This window comes from Micromonospora sp. NPDC005298 (genome assembly GCF_040607375.1).
GTDB lineage: Bacteria > Actinomycetota > Actinomycetes > Mycobacteriales > Micromonosporaceae > Micromonospora.
This window is the reverse complement of sequence record NZ_JBEXGP010000002.1, coordinates 351,877-371,724: the sequence shown is the minus strand read 5'-3', so window position 1 is coordinate 371,724 and position 19,848 is coordinate 351,877. Positions and strand designations below refer to the sequence as shown.

Sequence of the window (19,848 nt, the reverse complement as noted above, 5' to 3'; positions counted from 1 at the left end):
CGTTTTCCACCCCGACGACCTGGGACACATGCACATGCCTGGCTAGATTGAAGTATGGTGCCCGCCCACGGGGGCCGCGCGGCGGAACCGGTCTACCGCCCCATCCTCGCCGGCCGACGCGGCGAACTGGAGGCGTTGAACCACCTCGACCCCGCGGTGGTCCCACTGCTCGCCCCGATCCTCGAGGTCGGCGCGGCGGACCGATCCACGATCGACGTCCTGCGCCGGTTGCCCGCCGGACTGTTGACCGCCGTCGACATCACCGCCCTGCCCGAGGGCCCGGGCACCGACCTGGCGCGGTGGGGCGTACCCCTGGTGCCGGTGGTGGGGCTCGCGGAGAGCGACCGCCGGCTGGCCACGCACGGCGCGGCGGCGCGGGCGTACGGCCGGCGCGCGTTGATCCGGCTCCGGGCCGGTCGGGACCGGGCCGGACCGGACGCGAGCACCGCCGCCGCCGAGCGGATCTGGCGCGGCACCGGGCTCGCGCCGGAGGAGTGCGACCTGCTGGTGGACGCGGCGGACGTGTGCTGCCGGGCGGACGTCCGCCTCGCCGAGCCCCGCATACGACGGCTGCTGGGATGGGCACGCCGGCACGCCTGGCGGTCGGTGACCGTGGCGGCGGGCGGGATGCCGACCACGCTGTCCGGGCTGCCCACCGACGAGCCGGTCCGACTGGACCGCTGGGACTGGCAGCTCTGGCAGCGGCTGGACGACGCCGGGGTGGACTACGGCGACTACGGCGTCGGGCCGGCCGTGCCGGGCACCGGCGGCCCCGACGACCGACTGCCCACGGTGCGGTACACCGCCGACGGCGACTGGTGGGTCTACCGCTGGTCGCGGCGGGGCGGGCGGGGTGACGAACGGTTCGCGGACCTGTGCCGCACGCTGGTGTCGGCGCCGCACTGGCCCGACACCGGCGCGGCGTTCTCCTGGGGCGACCACGAGCTGCTGCGCCGGGCCCGGCGGGGCGCCGGAGCCGGGTCGGCCGCCAACTGGGCGGCGTGGAGCACCTCGCACCACCTGGCGCACGTGCTGACCGCCCTGCGACGACCGGCCGGTGACACCGGGTGGCAGCCCAGGGCGGGGCCACCGCAACGGGGTCGCCCGCGCGGCGGCACGACCCGCCGGGCGGGCTGAGCGGCTACTGCCGCTCGGTGAAGCCGAACTGGATGATGCCCTCGTCGTCGACTGTGGCGTCCACGGAGGCGTCGCCGAGCAGTTCGGCGGCGTCCGCGTCGAGGAAGATGCGGGCACCCTGGTTGTCGACCACCCGGTCGCCCTGCTCCGGCTCGGGCACCAGCTCCACGGTGAGCGAACCGGCGTCGGCGTCGGCGGCGATCCGTACGCCACCGTCCTCGCCGACGTCCTGTTGGGTGGCGAGGTCCCGGATGACGAGCACGGCATTGTCGGTCATGGTGAGCATTTGCGGAACTCCTCGTGGATTCTCTCGGCTCGCGGTCGGTTACCGCGCAGACCGGACAGTCGGCCCGCGTACGAGCACACGTGGGAGGCGACATGCGGGGGCGAACGTCGTCGCCGTCGCATCGCGTCGGGGCAGCTGAGAGGCCCCGTCCTGGCCAACGGTGCCCGCTGCCGGACGATCCGTCAAATAGAGCACGGTCAGTCGAGTGCGGCGGCGGGGGCGAGCAGAGCGCGGATCTCGGTGACCGCCGAGCGGCCGGCCCGGTTCGCGCCGACGGTGCTGGCCGAGGGGCCGTACCCGACCAGGTGGATGCGCTCGTCGGCGACCACACGGGTGCCGTCCATGGTGATCCCGCCGCCCGGCGCGCGCAGTCCCAGTGGCGCGAGGTGGTCCAGGGCCGCGCGGAACCCGGTGCACCAGAGGATCACGTCCGCCCGCACGGAACGGCCGTCGGACCAGGCGACCCCGTCGGGTGTGATCCGGTCGAACATGGGTAGCCGGTCCAGGACGCCGCGCTCCCGCAGCCGGCGCACCTCCGGCGTGACCGGCAGGCCGGTCACGCCCACCACGCTTCCCGGTGGGCGACCGGCGCGGACCGCCTCGTCCACCCGCGCCACGGCGGCGCGGCCGAGGTCGGAGCCGAACTCCTCCTCCCGGAACACCGGCGGTCGGCGGGTCACCCAGGTGGTGGCCGCCGCGACGGTGGAGACCTCGCCGAGCAGTTGCACGGCGGAGGTGCCGCCACCGACCACCACCACCCGCAACCCGGCGAACCCGTCCGGCCCCCGGTAGTCGGCCGTGTGCAGCTGCCGGCCCCGGAACGACGACCGGCCCGGGTAGTGCGGCCAGAACGGCCTGCTCCAGGTGCCGGTCGCGTTGATCAATGCCCGCGCTGTCCACCGGTCGTGGTCGGTCTGCACGTCGAGCCGCCCGTCCGGGCGCGAGCGCACCGCCCGGACCCGCACCGGTCGGCGTACCGGCAGGTCGAAGGTTCTCTCGTACGCGGCGAAGTAGGCGCTGACCTGCTCGGCTGCCGGACGGCGCGGGTCCGGGGCGGGGAAGGCCATTCCGGGCAGGTCGTAGAAGCCGTGCACCCGGTCGAAGACCAGCGTCGGCCAGCGATGCTGCCAGGCCCCGCCGGGGCCGTCGTCGCCGTCGAGCACGACGAAGCCGCCGCCCGGGGCGAAGCCGGTGCGGCGCAGGTGGTAGGCGGCGCTCAGGCCGGCCTGACCGGCTCCGATCACCACGACGTCGGCGGAGTGGGTGTCCACACGAGGTGCAACGCCGGGGTACGACCCCGCTCTGCCCGTGTCGGCCGTCGTGTCGATCACAGACTCCGTTTCAACCCGAATTGCCGGAATCATCCCTAGTCTGAGGGCATGGAAGATGCCCGTCGAGCCGCCGCCGAGTTCCTCGGCACCCTGCTGCTGGTGTTCTTCGGCGTCGGCGCCGCGGTCGCGGCACGCGTGCAGGGCGGCGTGGTGGTGGTCGCGCTCGCCTTCGGCTTCGTCATGCTCGCTCTGGTGTACACGATCGGCCCGCTCTCCGGCAGCCACGTCAACCCGGCGGTGACGCTCGGCGTCCTGCTCTCCGGGAAGATCACGGTCGTCGGCGCGGTGGCGTACTGGATCGCCCAGTTCGCCGGGGCGACGGTGGCCAGCTTCGTGCTCTGGGCGCTGACCCGGTGGGGCGAGGTGGCGGACCAGACCGGCGCGCTGGGCGCCAACGGGTACGGCGCGCACATCAACCGGGGCGGGGCGGCCGTGCTGGAACTCGTGCTGACCTTCCTCTTCGTCCTGGTCGTGCTCGTGGTGACGAGCCGCAGCGAGAATCCGGGCACCGCCGGGGTGGCCATCGGGCTGGCCCTCGCCGCGACCCAACTGGTCGGCGTGACGCTGACCGGCGCCGCCGTCAACCCGGCCCGCGCCTTCGGGCCCGCCGTCTTCGAGGGTGGCGTCGCCCTGCGTCAGCTGTGGCTGTTCATCGTCTTCCCGCTGCTCGGCGGGGCGCTCGCCGCACTGGTGGCGCCCCTGGTGATGGGGGCGCAACGGCACTACTGGGGTGGGCACGACAGGTCCGTCGGACGGCCGACGTAGCGCGAACGGCATTAACCTTCGCCCGAGGCTCTTCTCCGGCGAATATCTTCATGGCAGCATCAGCCCATGCATCGTCGTCTCTTTCCCCGGGCGCTCGCGCTGCTCGCCCTGGTCGCCACCGCGGCCACCGCCGGCGCACCCGGAGCCACCGCCGAGTCGCCCACTCCCGCGACGACCCAGCTACGCGCCACCATCGACAGGATCCTCGGCGACACCCGGCTGGACGGCGCGCAGGCCTCCGTCGTCGTGGTCGACACGAGCACGGGACAGACCCTCTACGACCGTAACGGGGAGCGCCGCCTCATCCCCGCCTCCAACACCAAGCTGCTCACCTCGACCGCAGCCCTGGCGCTGCTCAGCCCCGGGCACCGCTTCACCACCGACGTCCGCACCACCGGCAAGCGTCGCGCCGGCCTGCTCTCCGGCAATCTCTACCTGCGCGGCGGCGGCGACCCGACGATGCTCGCGGCCGACTACGACGCGCTCGCCGCCGAGGTGGCCGCCGACGGCGTCCGGGTCGTGACCGGCAACCTGATCGCCGACGACACCCGCTACGACCGCACCCGGCTCGGCCCCGACTGGACCTGGGACGACGAGCCCTACTACTACGCCGCCCAGGTCTCCGCGCTGACCGTCGCACCGGACACCGACTACGACGCGGGCACCGTGATCGTGCACGCCGCACCGGGCGCCCGGGCCGGTGCCCCGGCGGTGGTCAGCACCACCCCGCCCACCGGGTACGTCCGGATCGACAACCGCGCCCAGACGGTCGCCGAGGGCGAGACGTCGATCTCGATCGAGCGCGAGCACGGCGGCAACACGGTCGTGGTGACGGGCCAGATCGCGGTCGGCGACGCACCGGCCAGCGACTGGGTGACCGTCTGGGAACCCACCGGCTACGCGGCCGACGTGTTCCGCTCGGCCCTGCACCGGCACGGCGTCCGCGTCCTCGGCCGGACGGTGCTCGGCCAGGCCACCCCGGAGGCGGCCAACCCGGTGGCCAGGCACGACTCGATGAGCCTCGGCGAGTTCATGACGCCGTTCCTCAAGCTCTCCAACAACGGCCACGCCGAGGTGCTGACCAAGGAGATCGGTCGGATGCTGTCCGGCTCGGGCACCTGGTCCGCCGGGCTCACCGCGATCAGCGAGTACGTCGCGGACACCGGCATGGACACCGGCACACTGCGGCAACGCGACGGCTCCGGCCTGTCCCGGCGCAACCTGGTGCCGGCGACGGAGTTCGTCGACCTGCTGGCCGCCGTCCGCGCCGAACCGTGGTTCGGCACCTGGTACGACGCGCTACCGATCGCCGGGCAGCCGGAGCGGTTCGTTGGTGGCACGTTGCGCAGCCGGATGGCCGGCACCCCGGCGGCGGGCAACGTGCACGCCAAGACCGGCAGCCTGACCGGAGTCTCCGGGCTGTCCGGGTACGTCACCGGCGCCGACGGCCATCTGCTGGCGTTCTCCATCCTGCTGAACAACTATCTGACCGCGTCGGTCAAGACGCTCGAGGACCAGATCGCGGTGACGCTTGCCGGCTACCGCGAGGGCGCCACGACCGCCGCCCGGTCGGCACCGCCGTCGGTGCCGGAGACGCCCCGGACGCCCGAGGGGCTGGAGTGTTCCTGGGTGAAGCCGATCACCTGCTGAGCGGGAGCGCGACGCTCAGGCCGGACGGTCCGGTCCGGGGACGACCGCCGTGGGGTCGCCGCGTTCGATGAGCGCGGCGATCTCGGCGGCGCGCAGCCCGCGCAGCGCCAGTACGCGGGTGCCCCAGCGGTGCAGTCGACACGGGTGCGGGCTGGCGTCGTTGCGGCAGACCACACCGCCGGACCAGCGCCGGGGCGCGTGCACGACCACCGCCCGCACCGCGAACTGGGCGTCCTCCACAGTGACGTACGGCGGCAGGGGGATGTCGCGGAGCACCTCCCCGGCCGATTCGCGGGCGCCGGACGGGGCGACGGGACGGACGCGGTGGGCGGTGCTGCTGCTCATCTGCGCTGCCTCCACACTGGATGGCCGGACGGGGACAGCAGAAAGTTACGACGCCCTCGACGGTGTGCGACGGACAAACTGTCCCGCGCCGCCGTCGGCCGGTCAGCGCACGGCCACGGCCTGGAGGGCGACGTTCCCGCAGTGCGGGGTGAAGACCTTCTCCACGGTCCAGTTCACCAGCAGCCGGGCACCCTTGGGCAGTTGGAAACGGATGGTGAACTGGGCGCTCCGGCTGGTGTAGGGGTCCTCGAGCCGGACCGTGCTGACCGGGCCACCGGTGGAGAGCCGCACGTCCAGCCGGCCGCGCGCCATCCACGTCCCCGCGTAGAGCTGGACCGTGCGCGGTTCACCGCTGCCGGCGACCGCGAGGCTGAAGCCGTTGCCGGCGCCGCAGGTGTAGACACCGTTCGAGCTGTCCCGCACCGACCGCTCCGGTGTGCCGTCCCGCCAGCTCACGAGTTCCTGGTTGCCGTCCCAACCGACCCTGGCACCCCGGCCTCCCGCGTCGACGATCTCCCCTGATCCGCCGCGTTTGCGCACCACCGACGTGCCGCGCTGCCCCCAGTGCATCCAGTCCCGTTGCCCGGTGGCGGTGAGGTCGATCTCGCCGGGCGCCTCCGCCTGGCTGACCGACAGCGCGGGTGGGGCCGGGGGCGCCGGCGGGGCCACGGTCGGGCTGACCGACGGGGTCGGTTCGGGCGACGGCGGGCGCTGCCGGGGGCGCAGGCCGGGCGTCGCCGGCCCGACGTCGCCGGTGCGTCCCTCGGCGCCGGGGAAGCCGGTGGGCCGGGAGGCCCCCACGGGTACGCCCGCGCGGCCCGCCGGGCCGTCGCCGGACTCCGGCCCGTTGCGGGTGCCGAGGTACGCGCCGAGCCCCGCGACGCAGGCGAGCACGGCCAGCCCCGCCACCATCAGGCGTCGGCGCTGGTGGCTGCCGGCGAGTCGGCGCAGCGTGACGCGCGGCTGCCCGGCGGTGACGGCGGGCCGTCGATGCGAGGTCGGCGCGTCGGACACCCCGTCGCCGGCCCGGGAATCCGCCCGCATGCGGTCTTCGTCCGCCACCGACCCTCCACCTCCACCGCCCGGCCACCATCGACCGTCGCGGCTCGCACCGTCCACTGTGGGCCGTTTCACGTTTTGCACCGGCGTGGACGACACGCTAGATCCGGACCGGCAGGCCTGTCCAGTCCGGAACCGGAAGGTATCGGACAAGCGGGCAATCCCGGCCCCGCCCTGAACGCGTCCCGGTCAGCCGATCCGGAAGCCGAGCGCCTGCGTGATCAGCAACGCCTGTTCGGCGTCGACGATGGCGCCGGCCCGCTCGACGGTCGTCGGATCGAGCGCCGTCAGGTCGCTGCGGCGCAGGTCGGCACCCCCCAGCCGGACCTGGTGCAACTGCGCGCCGGAGAGGTCGACGCCGGTCACCGTGGCCCCGGTGAGGTTGGCCCCGGACAGGTCGGCCTCACGCATCCGTACGTCGGTGAGGTGGACGCCGCGCAGATCCGCGCCGGGCAGCGCGACGAACGACCAGTCGCCGCCCTCCACCCGCAGCGGGCGCATGTCGCACTGGGCGAAGGTGCTGCCGACCAGCTTGCAGCCGGTGAACTCGGCCTCGAAGAAGTTGCACCGCTTGAAGACGCAGCGGGTGAAGGCCGAGTCGACGTGCCGGGAGGCGTTGAACTGCACGTTCCCGAACGTGCACCCGGTGAACACGGCGCCCCGGCTCACCGCCTCGGTCAGGTCGACCTGGAAGAACTCACAGCCCACGAAGTGTCGGTCGGCCAGCTCCTCGCCGTACCAGTCCTCGTGGCGGTAGGTCACGTCCTCGGTCAACTCCGGCATCCGGTCAGGCTAGTGCCGGCCACCGACGGCGGGGACGGGACACCCTTCCGGCACCCGCATACCGGCTAGTAGGTTCGGCGACGTGAGTGTCGCTCGGAGCAAGGACCCGGACCAGATCGGTTTCGACCCGGCGCGGTTGGCGCGGATCGACGAGCACTTCGGCCGGTACGTCGACGACGGCCGGCTGGCCGGCTGGCAGGTGGTGGTCACGAGGCGCGGCGAGGTGGCGCACTCCTCGACGTACGGACTGCGGGACACCGAGTCGGGCGCACCGGTCGAGGCCGACACGCTCTGGCGGATCTACTCGATGACCAAACCGGTCACCTCGGTCGCGGCGATGATGCTGTGGGAGGAGGGCCGGTTCGAGCTGACCGACGAGATCAGCCGCTGGCTGCCGGAGTTCGCCGACCTGCGGGTCTACTCCAAGGGGTCGACGCTCAAGCCGTACACCGTGCCGGCGACCGAGCCGATCCGGGTGTGGCACCTGCTCACCCACACGGCCGGCCTGACGTACGGCTTCATGCAGACCTCGGTGGTCGACGGTCTGTACCGGGCCGCCGGCTACGACCTGTACCCGCCGGGGGACGTCGACCTGGCCGGCGCCTGCGCAGCGTTCGGTGAGCTGCCGCTGCTGTTCCAGCCGGGCACCGCCTGGGGCTACTCGGTCGCCACCGACGTGTTGGGCCGACTCGTCGAGGTGGTCTCCGGGCAGAGCCTCGACGCGTTCTTCGCCGACCGGATCTTCGGCCCGCTCGGGATGACCGACACCAGGTGGTGGATGGAGGGCGACGAGGCCGAGCGGCTGGCCGCGCTCTACGTACCGGATCCGCGTGGTGGCCGGGCGGTCCGCTACGACAGCATCGGCCGGCTCGCGTACCGCAGGCCCAACCTGCTCTCCGGTGGTGGCGGCCTCATCTCCAGCGCCGCCGACTACCACCGCTTCACCCAGATGCTGCTGCGCGGCGGCGAGCTGGGCGGGGTCCGCCTGCTCGGGCCCCGCACCGTGCGGTTCATGGCCCGCAACCACCTGCCCGGGGGTCAGGACCTCGGCACCCTGTCCACCGGCGGCTTCGCCGAGTCGACCCTGGACGGGATCGGCTTCGGCCTGGGCTTCGCGGTGGTCGACGACCCGATCCCGAGTCGGGTGCCGAGCAGCGTCGGCGAGTTCTACTGGGGTGGGGTGGCGAGCACCGCGTTCTGGGTGGACCCGGCCGAGGAGATCACCGCCCTGCTGTTCACCCAGCTGATGCCGTCGAGCACGTACCCGCTGCGCTCCCAGCTGCGCCAGCTCGTCTACGCCGCGATCGTCGACTGACCGGTCCCCACCGGCGGCTCCCCCACCCGCCTGCTCCGGCCCCTTTGCTCTGCTGCCCAGCATGCGCCACCGGCGGCCCGGACGTCGGACCGCGGGGTGGTGCATCCGCAGCGGCAGAGCAAAGGGGGTACGCCAGCAGGGTCGGGGTCAGCCGCCGGGACGCGGGCGAACGGTCAGTCGGCGAGGCGGGCGGGGAAGCCGCCGGTGGCGATCGGCCCCCAGGCGTCGATGGTGACCCGGATCAGCGACTTGCCCTGGCGCACCATGGCGGCCCGGTAGTCGTCCCAGTCCGGATGCTCCCCGGAGATGCTGCGGAAGTACTCGACCAGCGGCTCCAGCGCCTCGGGCAGGTCCAGCACCTCGGCGGTGCCGTCGATCTGCACCCAGGGGCCGTTCCAGTCGTCGCTGAGCACGCAGGCCGAGACCCGGGGGTCGCGACGGATGTTCGTCACCTTGGCCCGCTCGGGGTAGGTGGAGACCACCAGCCGCCCCTGCCCGTCGACGCCCGCGGAGACCGGCGAGGACTGCGGGCGGCCGTCGGCCCGGGTGGTCATCAGCACGACGCGGTGCCGCGGCCGGAGGAAGTCGAGCAGGGTGTCCCGGTCGACCCGGGTGTTCTTCGCGATGCTGCGCGCCATTCCCCGTTCCTACCAGGGGGACGGCGGTGCCCCGGCGGCGGGTCAGCGGGGCCGGGCCGCCGAGCGGTGCACCGCCTGGGTGGGCACGCGGGGTCGGCCGGCCGGGCGCCACGCCCGGCCGTTGGCGTAGATCACCCGGAAGCCGAGGTACGACGCGAGCGGCGCCCAGTGGGCCGAACCCATCCGCAGTTCGGCGGCATTGTGTCGCTGCCCGTTGGCCAGTACGTCGAGGAGCACGGTTTCGAAGGCCGCCGATTCGACCCAGTCCACTTCTCGGGTGAAACCGCAGATCAGAGCGGCTCCGGTGACGTCCAGGAACTCGCGCAGCACCGCGTCCGACGCGCGTAGGACCGAGCAGCTGCCGAAATAGAGCCGGCGGCCCTCGCACCGGCCGGCCATCAGCTCGGCGACCTCGCTCAACTCCACCGACTGCCAGTCGGTGAGGCACAGTCGGCTCGGCTCGCCGTGCATGGCGAAGAAGCCGACCCGGTGGTCCGCGTACTGCTTGAGCAGCCAGCGGTCCAGGAAGTAGAACAGTTCGTCGCGGGTCGCCGCGTCCTTGTGGATGAAGCGGATCTTGCCGAGCCGCTCCAGCAGTTCGAGGGTGGGCAGCACGGAGCCCCGCTCGTTGAGGTCGCGGTGCCACTGACCCTCGACACAGAAGACGCCACCGCGTGCCACGCGCACCTCCGCCAGTCCACCGCCCGGGCTGACGTTACCGCCCGGCGAGGGCCGGGGAACATCACCCGCCGTGGGGTCGATTGCGACGTTCGGTCGCGCTTGATCCGTCCGAGGGGTGATCGGGAGGAATTGGCTGTTTCGCAAATCAGCCGAATTCACAGCCAAGGCCCAGCGACCGCAGATCGTGAGGACAATTCTCGTTAATTGCCGCCAACCGCACGGATCAGTGCGAGGGTGGAAATCACGGGACGCCTCGGTCGATGTCCCGAAGCCACCCCATTCGCTCTCCTATCGGGAGGACTTCTGTGCGCGTAAACACCTGGAAGCGAGCCGCCGTCGCATTCGCCCTGGCGCTGCCCGGGACAGCGATCGCCGCGGTCGTCGCCGCACCCGCGGCCTATGCGGACGGCTGCTACACGTGGAACCGCACCCTGGCCCAGGGGCGCTCGGGCGACGACGTCCGCCAGTTGCAGATCCGGGTCGCCGGCTGGGCCGGCTACCGCGACATCGTGGAGAACGACGGCCGGTACGGGCCCAAGACCGCCGCCGCGGTCAAACGGTTCCAGCAGGCGTACGGGTTGCGCGCCGACGGGATCGCCGGTCCGCAGACCTTCGCCAAGCTGTACCAGCTACAGGACAACGACTGCACGCCCGCGCACTTCAGCTACAACGAGCTGGACAACGGGTGTGGCGGAAGTGGGTGGAGCGGCGGCCCGCTCTCGGCCAACCAGACCAAGCAGAACGCGCTGCGCACCATGTGGAAGTTGGAGGCGCTGCGCAGGAGCCTCGGCGACAAGCCGCTGCGGGTGTCGAGCGGCTACCGCAGCCGCGCCTGCAACAACCAGGTCGGCGGCGCCTCGGACAGCCAGCACCTCTACGGCAACGCGGCGGACGTCACCTCGCGGACGTCCTCGCTGTGTCAGGTGGCCCGCAACGCCCGCAACAACGGGTTCAGCGGCCTCTACGGGCCGGGCTACCCCGACCACGACGACCACGTGCACGTCGACTCGCGGCGGGAGAACAACAGCGACCGCAGCTCGAACACGACGAGCTGGTCCGCGCCGGACTGCGGGATCGGCGCCGGCAACGACTGAGCGGACGACCGGAACGACGTCGGCCCGACGCGGAGGGGGATCTTCGCGGCGGGCCGACGTCGTGTGCCCCGGGACGGGCGGCGGAGGGGTGCCGCGCTCAGCTCGCCCGGGGCCAGCGCGGCGCGGTGACGGGGGGTGTCACCGGCCGGCCGGCAGCGGAGGGCCGTACGCCCGGCGGGACGACCCGGGCGGCCTGCGGCCGCGAGGGCCCGGTCGCCGTGAACGGGAAGGGCACGTGCACGAACGGATTGCCGTGCCGGATCAACGCCTCGATCTGCCGCTCGTTGAGCCCGTGTGTCTCCAACACGCGCCGTCCCCAGCGGTGCAGGCGGCACGGGTAGGAGGCGCCGTCGTTGCGACACAGCGGCCCGGTGGGCCACTCCTCGGCTGTGTGCACGACCACCGCCCGGACCGCGAGCCGGACATCCTCGGGCGTCAGCGGCGCCGGCACCGGCACCTCACCCAGTACCTGGTCGATGGGATCCGTCGACTGCTCACCAACTCGCACGGCAGGCCTCCCGCAGTTCGGCAGCGGTACGGCGGACCCACCGCACCGACATCCTCGGGCATGGGTACGGCCGGCACCTGACGAAAGTTCAATTCCGGTACGCGGTAAGCGGATCGTCCCCCGACAGCACGCGGATCCCGTCGACGCGGTGCCGGCGCGGCACGGCGACCGTCGGCGCGGGTGGGGGCGCTCAGACCAGGCCGGCGTCGTGCACGAGCAGGGCCACCTGGACGCGGTTGTTGAGTTCGAGCCGGGTCAACAGGCGCGAGACGTACGCCTTCACGGTCGCCACACTCATGAACAACTCGCCAGCGATCTCCGCGTTGGTGCGCCCCCGACCCAGCGCGACCGCGACCTGCCGCTCCCGCTCGCTGAGGCCGGTGAGCAGCCGCAGCGCCCGCTCCTGACGGGGGTCGGGGCCGGTCGGTCCGAGGTCGGAGGTGACGTGGGCGATCAGTTTCCGGGTCACCGTCGGGGAGAGCGTCGCCTCCCCCGCCGCGACCCGGCGTACGGCGTGCACGATCTCCGCCGGCGGGGTGTCCTTGAGCAGGAACCCGGCCGCCCCGGCGCGCAGCGCCCGCAACACCTGCTCGTCGGCGTCGAAGGTGGTCAGCACCAGCACCTCCGGCGGGTGCGGCCGGGCACGTAGCGCCTCGGTGGCGGTCAAGCCGTCCACCCGGGGCATCCGGATGTCCATCAGCACGACGTCCGGGGCGTACGCGGCCACGGCCTCCGGCACCTCACCGCCGTCGGCCGCCTCACCCACCACGGTGAGGTCCGACAGGCCGCCGAGGATCATCGACAGCCCGGCGCGGACCAGGGCGTCGTCGTCCACGATCAACACGCGCACCGGCGGCCCGGCCGCGCCGCCGGGGCCGGTCACGCCGGCCACGGCAGCCAGGCGGCGAGCCGGAAGTCACCGCTGTCGTCGCGCCCGAAGGCGAGCCGACCGCCGGCGAGGGTGACCCGTTCGCTGATGCCGACCAGGCCGGTGCCCGCACCCGGCAGGGTGTCGCCAGGTGTGCCGACCGGCCATCGGTTGCCGATCGTCACGGTCAGCCCGGTGCCCGGCCCGCCGGCCACGTCGACGGTGACGGCCGCACCTGCCGCGTGCTTGCGGGCGTTGGTCAACCCCTCCTGCACGATCCGGTACGCGGCCCGGCCCAGCGCGGCCGGCACCTGCTCCGGGTCGGCGACGCTGTCGCTGACGTTGACCCGCACCCCGGCCGACCGCGACTCGGAGATCAACGCCGGCAGGTCGGCAAGGGTGGGCTGGGGCGGCTCCGGGGCGTCGCGGCCACCGTCATCCTCGGCCCGGAGCACCCCGATCACCTCCCGCAGGTCCTCGAGGGCGGCGTGCGCGCTGCCCCGGATCACCCCGGCGGCTCGGGCCACCTCGTCCGCGGGCGCGTCCGGGCGGAACTCCAGTGCGCCCGCGTGCAGGCTGAGCAGCGAGATCCGGTGAGCCAGCACGTCGTGCATCTCCCGGGCGATCCGGGTGCGTTCGAGGTGCCGGGCCTGGGTGACCCGGAGTTGCTGCTCCGCCTCGGCCCGCTCGGCCCGCTCCCGCAGCGACACGATCAACTGCCGCCGGGCCCGGACGAACATCCCCCAGGCCAGCACGGCGAAGCTGAACACCACGCCCCAGGAGACGGCGGCCCAGTAGGGCAGGTTCGGATCCGGGCGCAGCCAGGCGAAGGCCATGTTGGTGACCAGACCGGCACCGGTGACCGCGATGGCGACGGCCGTCCGCCGGTGCACCACCACGGTGAAATAGAAGATCAACAGTGGGATGGCGGCGGCCATCGAGAACAGGGTCAGCGGCGTCGTGGCCACCACCAGCCCGAGCGGCCACCGGCGGCGCAACCAGAGCAGACCGCAGCAGACCAGCCCGACGAGGGCGTCGACGCCGGTCATCCAACTGTGCGGCAGCGCGGTGGCCATCGACGGGTCCGGCGACAGGGCGTCGGCGGTGGCGAACACCACCCAGAGCAGGCTGATCAGGAAGGCCAGGATGTCGACCGCCCAGTCCCGGGTGGTGCGCCGGGGCCGTCGCGTCGCCGTCGCGTCCGGGCCCGCCGCGCCGGCCAGCGCCCCGGGCAGCAGCCAGGGGTGCTCGGGTACGGCGAGGCTGGTCACGCGCCCATGCTAGGCAGCCGAGGGACACCACGACCAGCTACCAAAGTCGAGACCCTCCGGTCGACCAAGGTCGACGCGGCACCGACCGGTGGCCGCAGCGGATGGCCGGGCGGCGCGGGCAGGCTCGACGACATGATCACCGTGGAGAACCTCACCAAACGGTACGGACCGCACCCGGCGGTGGACGACGTGTCGTTCCACTGCGAGCCGGGCACCGTCACCGGCTTCCTCGGCCCCAACGGCGCCGGCAAGTCCACCACCATGCGGATGATCTGCGGGCTGACCGCCCCCACCACCGGTCGCGCCACCGTCGCCGGGCACCCGTACCGGGAACTGCCCAACCCGGGGCGCGAGGTCGGGGTGCTGCTGGACGCCTCCGCCCAGCACGCCGGGCGCACCGGCCGCGAGGCGTTGACGCTGTCCGCGTACACCATGGGTCTGGACAAGCGCGAGGTCGCCGCGAAGCTCGACCTGGTCGGGTTGAACGCGGTGGCGGCGAAGCGTCGGGTACGGGCGTACTCGTTGGGCATGCGTCAGCGGCTCGGCCTGGCGCACGCGCTGCTCGGCGATCCCCGGGTGCTGATCCTCGACGAGCCGGCCAACGGCCTGGACCCGGAGGGGATCTTCTGGATGCGCGGCCTGCTGCGCGACTTCGCCGACCGGGGCGGCACCGTGCTGCTCTCCTCCCACCTGCTGCGCGAGGTGGAGGCGGTCGCGGACCGGCTGGTGGTGATCGGGGGCGGCCGGATCGTGGCCCAGGGCGACAAGAACGAGCTGCTGGCCGGCGGCGGCACTGTGGTCCGGGCCCGCGACGTCGCGGCGCTGCGCCGGGCGCTGGACGCGGCCGACCTGAGCGCCGCCGACAGCTCGGAAGGGCTGCTCGTGCAGGCCGACGCCGAGGCGGTCGGCCAGGCCGCCGCCGACGCCGGTGTCGCCCTGGCCGAGCTGCGTCCCGCCGGCGGCGGTGGTCTCGAACAGCTCTTCCTCACCCTGACCGCCGGCGAATCGACCAAGGAGGCCGTCCGATGACCATCACCACCGCGCCCGCCGCGGGCGCCGTCGCGCCCCGGCAGCACACTCCGGTACGCCGCCCGTCGCTGCTCCGCCTCACCGCCGTGGAGCTGCGCAAACTCGTCGACACCCGGGCCGGCCGCTGGCTGCTGATCACCATCGGCCTGGTCACCGCCGCGATCGTCACACTGCAACTGATCTACGCCCGGGATGCCGACCAGACGTTCCTCAACTTCTTCGTCCCGTCGCTCCTGCCGGTGTCGGTGCTCCTGCCGGTGCTCGGCATCCTGTCGATCACCAGCGAGTGGTCGCAGCGGACGGCCCTCACCACGTACGCCCTGGTGCCCCGCCGGGAGCGGGTGGTCGCCGCGAAGCTGATCGCCGTGTCGCTGACCGCCCTCGCCTCGGTGCTGACCAGCCTGGCCGTCGCCGCCGTCGGGACGTCGGTGGCGTCCGCCAGCGGTGGCGCGGGCACCTGGCAGCTCGACGGGTCGTTGATCGTGAACGCGGCGATCCTCCAGGTCACCAGCGTGCTGATGGGGGCGGCGTTCGGCCTGCTCCTGCTCAACCCGCCGCTGGCGATCGTCGGCTACCTGCTGCTGCCCACCATCTGGGGGGTGCTCGGCGAGATGGTCCGGCCCCTGCGCGGTCCGGCCGGCTGGCTGGACACCAGCAGGACGATGGAACCGCTGTTCAGCAGCGACGCCCTCACCGGCGAGCAGTGGGGACGGATCGTGGTGTCCCTGCTGGCCTGGATGGTCCTGCCGCTGGCCGCCGGGTTGTTCCGGACGCTGCGCCGCGAGGTGTCCTGACCATGGACGTCGCCGGCTACCGACCCCGCACCGTGGTCAGCGGCGGCCCGCTGGAGCTGGCCGTCATGTGGGGAGGCTTCCCGCTGCTCGGCGCGGGGGCCGGATGGCTCCTCGCAACGGCGACGGGCTGGCTCGCCCGGCTGCCCTGGGTGCCGTTCGGCGATTTCGTCGAGTGGCTGGACCGGCTGCCCGAGCCGCAGGCCACCGCCGGCACGATGGCGGTGGGCGTCCTGGCCGGTCTGGTCGTCGCCGGGGTCGGCACCGCCGAACGGCTGATCGTCACCGTCGACCCGGCGCGGGTCCGGTTGCGCCGCGCCGATCAGGACCGGACCGTCGCACGGGCCGACACCCGGGTGGTCTTCCTCGCCGACAAGCACCTCGTGCTGCTCGACGCCGAAGGCGCTGAGCTGGCCCGGGAGTCCACCGACCTGCCAGCCGACCGGCTCGCGGCGGCGTTCCGGGCACACGGCTGGGGCTGGGCGGACGACGATCCGCACCGGCCGGCGTACCGGCTGTGGGTGCCCGACCTGCCCGGGTTGCCCGCCGGCGCGGACGCGCTGCTGCGCGCCCGGGAGCGGGCGGTCGACCGGGATCGCCGCGACGACGCCCGGGAACTGCGCCGGGAGCTGGGTCTGCTCGGGGTGGTGCTCCGTGACGAGGGCAAGAGGCAGTACTGGCGGCTGACCAGGCGGGCTGTCGCCCCGGGGCCGGAGCGGTCGACTTCGGCCGAGCGGGAGCCGGACGGGCGGTAGCGTCTGTCCCAGCAGACCCTGGGAGCCGCGCGATGACCGAACAGCAGCCGTACCGGGTGGTGTCCCGACACCCCGGCTTCGAGCTGCGTCGGTACCCGGCCCACCTGGTGGCCGAGATGCAGGTCCAGGCGTCGTTCACCCGGGCCCCGATCGAGGCGTTCCGGCCGCTGGCCGCGTACATCGGGGGCGCCAACCGGGCTCGGCACCCGATCGGGTCGAGCACGCCGGCGACGTCCGCGTCCGACGGCTCGGAGAAGATCGCCATGACGGCGCCGGTGGTGCAGGTGGAGGGTGAGTGGCCGGGCGCGTACCTCGTCCAGTTCGTCATGCCGGCCACCTTCACCGCCGCCACCCTGCCCGAGCCGGTGGACGCCCGGGTGCGGACCCGCGAGATTCCGGCGCAGCTGGCGGCGGCGATGCGCTTCTCCGGCCGGTGGACCGAGCAGGCGTTCAGCCAGCGGGCAACCCTGCTCGGCCGGTCGGTCACCGCCGCCGGGCTGCAACCCACCGGTGCGATCCGGTACGCACGTTTCGACCTGCCGTGGAAACCGTGGTTCCTGCGCCGCAACGAGGTCGTGCTGCCGGTGGTCGAGTGAGCTGACGGCGGTCTGCTGGGCTGACGGCGGCCTACTGGGCTACCGACGGTCTGCTGGGCTATCGACGGGCGTTGACCGCCGGCCGGGCCAGCAGCAGGGCCATCGCGAGCCCGGAGAGCAGCCCGCACAGCGAGACCAGCAGGTCGGAGTCGGCCGCGTTGATCGGGATGTTGCCGGCCAGCGCCGTGAACGGCGCCCCGATCGGCAGCAGCATGGTCGTGGAGATGGCCGTGACCAGCAGGAATGCCACCGGGCCCAGCGACGCGGCGAGGGCGGCCAGCGCGTGGTGCCGCCAGATCGGCCGACCACCCGGCCAGTCCCAGGCCAGCAGGGTGATGCCGGTGAGCAGCACCGCCCCCAGGGCCACCTCCGACAGGAGCCGCGTGCCGGGCGCCACGGCCCGGACCAGCCCCACGCCGACCAGCGCCGCCACGGCGAGGCCGGCCGCCAGCCCGACGCGGGCCCGGGTACGCGCCGGGGCCGCCGCCAGCGCGGCACCGACGGCCAGGATGACCAACAGGGCCGCCGTGGCCAGGGCACCCTGGTTCAGCTCCGGCTCCCGGTCGGTCGGTGACTCGATGCCGGCCGCCACGAGCGTCAGCACCCCGGCCACACAGGCCGCGCCGGTCAGCGTCTTCCGCTCGGCGGCTTCCGGCGCGCCGCGCTCGACGGTTGACGGCGCGCCGCGCTCGACGGCTGACGGCGCACGGTGCTCCAGCCAGGACAGGGTCGCCGCGAGCGCACCCAGCACGGCGCAACCGCCGACGGCGAGCAGCACCGTCGCCCGGACGCCGACCGGGTCGAGCCGGTCGATCGCCACGTCGGCGGCGACCCAGCAGCCACCGAGCAGCACCGCCCACCGACTCCAGCGCACCTGCCCACGCCCGGCCAGGACCAGGCCGACCGCCACCGCCATGATCGCCATGAACCGCAGGTCGCGGGCCCAGTAGGCGTTGTTGCCCAGCAGCCTCTCCGACCACGGGCCGATCGGCTCGGTCAGCGGTTGCAGCACTGTCACGCCGAACGCCCAGAGCACGACGGCGGTGGCGGAGAGCAGCAGCCCTACCGGGCGCGCGGTTCGCATCCATCGACGGTAGCCGCCCGGCCGCTTCTTCGGGGGGTGCGCCACCGTCAGGATGTACGTGGGGCGGCTGTTGACCAAGCTGGCGGTAGGCGACCAGGCGCAACTGGTCATCGGCGCGTACGAGACGGGACTGGTGGGGCCGGGCGGCCTAGGCTGAGCCGGTCGGCCGTCAACCCAGGAGGAGCCATGGCCCGGTACGTCGCCCTGCTGCGCGGGGTCAACGTCGGTACGACCCGGCTGGCGATGGCCGACCTGCGCCGGATCGTCACCGACCTGGGGCACGAGAACGTCGAGACGTACCTGCAGAGCGGCAACGTGGCCTTCGACAGCACCGTGCGCGACGCGGAGAAGCTGGCCGCCGGTATCGGTCGGGCGCTCGCCGACGAACTGGCGTTGTCGGTGCCGGTGCTGGTGCGCAGTGGCCGGGAGCTGGCGGCGGTGGCCGGCGGCAACCCGTACGGCGACCTGGAGGACGACCCGACGCGGCTGCACGTGGCCTTCCTGGCAACGCCTCCGCCCCGATCCACAGTGGATGCCCTCACCGTGCCCGGCAGCGAGAACGTGTCGTTCACGGTGACCGGCCGGGAGGTCTTCCTGCACTTCCCCGACGGCGGCTACGGCCGGACGAAGTTCACGAACGCGTACCTGGAGAAGAAGCTCGGCGTCGTGGCCACCACCCGCAACTGGAAGTCGGTGCGGGCCCTGGCCGAGATGGCCGCCGGCTGACCGGGTGGGGACGCGACCGGCCCCCACCCGGGTCCGGTCAGAAGTGGTACGCGGTCTCGTACTCGGGCACCAGCACCCGGCTGCGCGGCGAGATCCGGCGCACCGCCGCGATCATGTCGTCCAGGCGGGTGCGGTCGGTCGGGGCGACCGGCGGCGGGTTCTTCAGCGCCGTCTCGAAGTTGTCGTAGTGCACCGGCACCACGACCTTCGGGTAGTCCAGGCCGGCCAGCAGCCGCGGCAGGTAGTCGCCGGTGGTGGTGGCGTTCTGCATGGCGACCATCGCCACGTCGGGCGCCAGGCCGGTGAGGTTCCGCTCGGCGACGTCGCTGGCGCCGGTGAAGTAGACCGACGGGCCGCGCTCGACCCGCAGCAGGTAGCCGAGCGTGTCGCCCTCCGGCAGGTCCGCGATGGTCGCCGGCTGCGGCGGCGGGGTCACCCGCACCCCGGGAAAGGCGAGGGAGTACGACGGGTTGCGGCTGTGCAGTGAGCCGACCACCTCGACTGTGTGGTCCCCGAAGTCCAGCACCTCCCCACCCTTGACGGGGCTGAGCTGCGTCGACGGCACCCCGTAGGCCAACCCCAGGTGGTACGCGGTGAGCGTGCCGAACACCCGCGCGCCGGTGCGCTTGGCGATGTACGGCACGTCCATGAAGTGGTCCCAGTGGGTGTGCGTGACCAGCACCGTCGTGGCCCGGTCGACGCGCGGGTCGATCACGTCCGGGCGCACGGTCAACGGGGTGGTCGTCCGGAACGCGCCGGTGAACAGGCCGGTGTCGATGCGGCTGAGGTACGGGTCGACCAGGACGGTCCGGTCGCCGTTGTCGACGCGCCAGCCGGCGGTGCCCCACCAGCGGAAGCTGACCGCGCCGGTGCGGCGGGTGGTCGGGGCGGGCGTGGCGGCGGGCGGCGCGGCCTGGGCGGGGGTGGCGGTGGCGGCGAGGCCTCCGGCGGAGACCAGTGCGGTGGTGGCGGCTGCGTCGCGCAGGAAGCGACGGCGGTCGAGACTGGGCATGCGGTTCTGCTCCCCGTGGTCGGGCGATCGGTCGACACGAGCCAACCAGCGCCACCGCGTCCCGGTCCAAGATCAGAGGCTGTCGCCGCCGATACGTCACCGCATATCGGGCCTGCTCAACCGC

22 protein-coding genes are annotated in these 19,848 nt (G+C 73.3%); 10 read left to right on the top strand and 12 right to left on the bottom strand.

Annotation, left to right across the window (positions count from 1 at the left end; genetic code table 11):
- Positions 1-54: 54 nt before the first annotated feature.
- On the top strand, positions 55-1,137 hold the full coding sequence (locus ABZS77_RS06400) for a hypothetical protein (RefSeq protein ID WP_354818150.1): 1,083 nt from the start codon (positions 55-57) through the stop codon (positions 1,135-1,137).
- 4 nt (positions 1,138-1,141) lie between these two features.
- On the opposite strand, the gene ABZS77_RS06395 is transcribed toward ABZS77_RS06400, so the two are convergent.
- A complete protein-coding gene (locus tag ABZS77_RS06395) occupies positions 1,142-1,423 on the bottom strand; it encodes an adhesin (protein ID WP_354818147.1) in 282 nt (93 codons plus the stop codon).
- Positions 1,424-1,620: 197 nt separating this feature from the next.
- Complete coding sequence (locus tag ABZS77_RS06390; protein WP_354818144.1) at positions 1,621-2,694, bottom strand: NAD(P)-binding domain-containing protein; 1,074 nt, start codon at positions 2,692-2,694, stop codon at positions 1,621-1,623.
- Between the two features lie 108 nt (positions 2,695-2,802).
- Between ABZS77_RS06390 and ABZS77_RS06385 the strand changes: the two genes are divergently transcribed.
- Entirely contained in the window at positions 2,803-3,519 is a 717-nt protein-coding gene (locus ABZS77_RS06385) for an aquaporin (protein WP_354818141.1), read from the top strand.
- A gap of 66 nt (positions 3,520-3,585) precedes the next feature.
- Complete coding sequence (dacB, locus tag ABZS77_RS06380) at positions 3,586-5,169, top strand: D-alanyl-D-alanine carboxypeptidase/D-alanyl-D-alanine-endopeptidase (RefSeq protein WP_354818138.1); 1,584 nt, start codon at positions 3,586-3,588, stop codon at positions 5,167-5,169.
- A 15-nt stretch (positions 5,170-5,184) separates the two neighbouring features.
- Here dacB and ABZS77_RS06375 read toward each other — a convergent pair whose 3' ends face one another.
- From ABZS77_RS06375 to ABZS77_RS06365, 3 genes are all read right to left on the bottom strand, one after another.
- Positions 5,185-5,514: a hypothetical protein gene (locus ABZS77_RS06375; protein ID WP_354818136.1), complete on the bottom strand. Its 330-nt coding sequence runs from the start codon at positions 5,512-5,514 to the stop codon at positions 5,185-5,187.
- Between the two features lie 102 nt (positions 5,515-5,616).
- On the bottom strand, positions 5,617-6,576 hold the full coding sequence (locus ABZS77_RS06370; protein ID WP_354818134.1) for a hypothetical protein: 960 nt from the start codon (positions 6,574-6,576) through the stop codon (positions 5,617-5,619).
- A 186-nt stretch (positions 6,577-6,762) separates the two neighbouring features.
- Positions 6,763-7,356 carry a pentapeptide repeat-containing protein gene (locus tag ABZS77_RS06365; protein ID WP_354818131.1) on the bottom strand — a complete coding sequence of 198 codons (594 nt, stop codon included), beginning with the start codon at positions 7,354-7,356 and terminating at the stop codon, positions 6,763-6,765.
- A gap of 82 nt (positions 7,357-7,438) precedes the next feature.
- Here ABZS77_RS06365 and ABZS77_RS06360 point away from each other — a divergent pair, with 82 nt between their 5' ends.
- Positions 7,439-8,671: a serine hydrolase domain-containing protein gene (locus ABZS77_RS06360; RefSeq protein ID WP_354818128.1), complete on the top strand. Its 1,233-nt coding sequence runs from the start codon at positions 7,439-7,441 to the stop codon at positions 8,669-8,671.
- Between the two features lie 173 nt (positions 8,672-8,844).
- Here the strand turns inward: ABZS77_RS06360 and ABZS77_RS06355 are convergent, their stop codons facing one another.
- Both ABZS77_RS06355 and ABZS77_RS06350 read right to left on the bottom strand, forming a co-directional pair.
- Entirely contained in the window at positions 8,845-9,309 is a 465-nt protein-coding gene (locus tag ABZS77_RS06355) for a PPOX class F420-dependent oxidoreductase (RefSeq protein ID WP_354818126.1), read from the bottom strand.
- A gap of 42 nt (positions 9,310-9,351) precedes the next feature.
- The gene (locus tag ABZS77_RS06350; RefSeq protein ID WP_354818125.1) at positions 9,352-9,990 is read right to left on the bottom strand and encodes a hypothetical protein; all 639 of its coding nucleotides are present in this window, start codon (positions 9,988-9,990) and stop codon (positions 9,352-9,354) included.
- A 305-nt stretch (positions 9,991-10,295) separates the two neighbouring features.
- On the opposite strand from ABZS77_RS06350, the gene ABZS77_RS06345 reads away from it, so the two are divergent.
- Positions 10,296-11,084, top strand: a complete 789-nt coding sequence (locus ABZS77_RS06345; protein WP_354818122.1) for a D-Ala-D-Ala carboxypeptidase family metallohydrolase — start codon at positions 10,296-10,298, stop codon at positions 11,082-11,084.
- Between the two features lie 97 nt (positions 11,085-11,181).
- Here ABZS77_RS06345 and ABZS77_RS06340 read toward each other — a convergent pair whose 3' ends face one another.
- The 3 genes from ABZS77_RS06340 to ABZS77_RS06330 all read right to left on the bottom strand — a co-directional run bounded on the left by ABZS77_RS06340 (position 11,182) and on the right by ABZS77_RS06330 (position 13,731).
- Positions 11,182-11,592, bottom strand: coding sequence for a hypothetical protein (locus tag ABZS77_RS06340; protein WP_354818119.1), 411 nt, complete (start codon positions 11,590-11,592; stop codon positions 11,182-11,184).
- 190 nt (positions 11,593-11,782) lie between these two features.
- Positions 11,783-12,493 (bottom strand): response regulator transcription factor, encoded by a 711-nt coding sequence (locus tag ABZS77_RS06335; RefSeq protein ID WP_354819552.1) that lies wholly within the window; start codon positions 12,491-12,493, stop codon positions 11,783-11,785.
- Complete coding sequence (locus tag ABZS77_RS06330; protein WP_354818116.1) at positions 12,472-13,731, bottom strand: histidine kinase; 1,260 nt, start codon at positions 13,729-13,731, stop codon at positions 12,472-12,474. Before ABZS77_RS06330 ends, ABZS77_RS06335 begins: the two co-directional genes overlap by 22 nt.
- 132 nt (positions 13,732-13,863) lie before the next feature.
- Here ABZS77_RS06330 and ABZS77_RS06325 point away from each other — a divergent pair, with 132 nt between their 5' ends.
- The 4 genes from ABZS77_RS06325 to ABZS77_RS06310 are packed head-to-tail and all read left to right on the top strand — an operon-like array spanning position 13,864 to position 16,902.
- Positions 13,864-14,760 (top strand): ATP-binding cassette domain-containing protein, encoded by an 897-nt coding sequence (locus ABZS77_RS06325; protein WP_354818113.1) that lies wholly within the window; start codon positions 13,864-13,866, stop codon positions 14,758-14,760.
- A complete protein-coding gene (locus ABZS77_RS06320; RefSeq protein WP_354818110.1) occupies positions 14,757-15,554 on the top strand; it encodes an ABC transporter permease in 798 nt (265 codons plus the stop codon). The genes ABZS77_RS06325 and ABZS77_RS06320 overlap by 4 nt, the downstream gene beginning before the upstream one ends.
- A 2-nt stretch (positions 15,555-15,556) precedes the next feature.
- The gene (locus ABZS77_RS06315; protein WP_354818107.1) at positions 15,557-16,306 is read left to right on the top strand and encodes a hypothetical protein; all 750 of its coding nucleotides are present in this window, start codon (positions 15,557-15,559) and stop codon (positions 16,304-16,306) included.
- 32 nt (positions 16,307-16,338) lie between these two features.
- Positions 16,339-16,902 (top strand): heme-binding protein, encoded by a 564-nt coding sequence (locus ABZS77_RS06310; RefSeq protein ID WP_354818104.1) that lies wholly within the window; start codon positions 16,339-16,341, stop codon positions 16,900-16,902.
- A 58-nt stretch (positions 16,903-16,960) separates the two neighbouring features.
- Here ABZS77_RS06310 and ABZS77_RS06305 read toward each other — a convergent pair whose 3' ends face one another.
- The gene (locus tag ABZS77_RS06305) at positions 16,961-17,986 is read right to left on the bottom strand and encodes a hypothetical protein (protein ID WP_354818101.1); all 1,026 of its coding nucleotides are present in this window, start codon (positions 17,984-17,986) and stop codon (positions 16,961-16,963) included.
- Positions 17,987-18,172: 186 nt separating this feature from the next.
- On the opposite strand from ABZS77_RS06305, the gene ABZS77_RS06300 reads away from it, so the two are divergent.
- Complete coding sequence (locus ABZS77_RS06300) at positions 18,173-18,712, top strand: DUF1697 domain-containing protein (protein WP_354818098.1); 540 nt, start codon at positions 18,173-18,175, stop codon at positions 18,710-18,712.
- Positions 18,713-18,749: 37 nt separating this feature from the next.
- On the opposite strand, the gene ABZS77_RS06295 is transcribed toward ABZS77_RS06300, so the two are convergent.
- Positions 18,750-19,724 carry an MBL fold metallo-hydrolase gene (locus ABZS77_RS06295; RefSeq protein WP_354818095.1) on the bottom strand — a complete coding sequence of 325 codons (975 nt, stop codon included), beginning with the start codon at positions 19,722-19,724 and terminating at the stop codon, positions 18,750-18,752.
- Positions 19,725-19,848: the final 124 nt, after the last annotated feature.